Genomic DNA, 939 nt, shown 5'->3' on the forward strand with positions numbered 1-939 from the left:
TGCCCATTTGTATATTTCTTTATTTTCTCCTTGTCAATATCAAAAACTCTAGTATATGACTTTGTTATGAGACTATAAATAATATAGACAACTGCTACGGAATAAGCTAACCAATAAATAATCCGAATGATTAAAAATGGAACAAAGAATTGCAAGCCTAAAATTAGTCCAAAAATGCTTAAATGAATAAGAGTGAATAAGACGAGTAAATTGAGTATATAAGCATAAATTCTATTTCTTTTTGAAATGATATAAATAATCATATACATCGCCCAATAAACTAAAAATAAAATACCAAAAACTTTTTCTGGGATGATTAGTTGATACTCTAATTCAGTAAGCGGCTGCAAAAAAGTTATACTATTCTTACTCATAGATGTTCCTAAACCAATTGCAAGCTGAGGTGCAAGTATACATAAACCAAGAAATAATGGCATTACGAAAATCATTACTAATATATTCCATCCTCGCGTTGTTTCAAGTGCTTCATTAATATCTTTTTGTATCTTATCCATTTATTCTCTCCTATTATCCAAACAAGGATGAGACTGCCTTCAGACCACCATTGAAAAAGTCAGAAACATTCTTGCCCACACTTTTGACAGTCTCCAAGCCCTGGTGGATTCCCTTTCCGATAGACTCCACTCCTGATTCTACCACGTCCACAGCACCATAAGCTATATCTTTAGCTCCTTGAGTATTTGCCAGTAAGTAATCCGTCCTTAACCCATTATACCAGAATAGTTAATCAATTAGTAAAAAGTATAGAAAAGCACCTGAGTTATTTTCAGGTGCTTCATCTAGAATCAGAATAACCAGATCCAATCCACTATCAAGAGACTAGAAATAGTGTCTATAAACCTTTATCTCTTTTTAGATTTTTTAATATGTTCCTTGTACATTTTTGACTTTTTCCCATACCACTCTTCAATGCTATAA

The 939-nt window shown here is 32.4% G+C and carries 1 pseudogene; it reads right to left on the reverse strand.

The features are described 5' to 3' along the window. A pseudogene (locus SORDD16_RS09805) lies at nucleotides 1-515 on the reverse strand (hypothetical protein); the annotation flags it as partial. Nucleotides 516-939: the final 424 nt, after the last annotated feature.

This window comes from Streptococcus oralis, from assembly GCF_001578945.1.
Taxonomy (GTDB): Bacteria; Bacillota; Bacilli; order Lactobacillales; family Streptococcaceae; genus Streptococcus; species Streptococcus oralis_Q.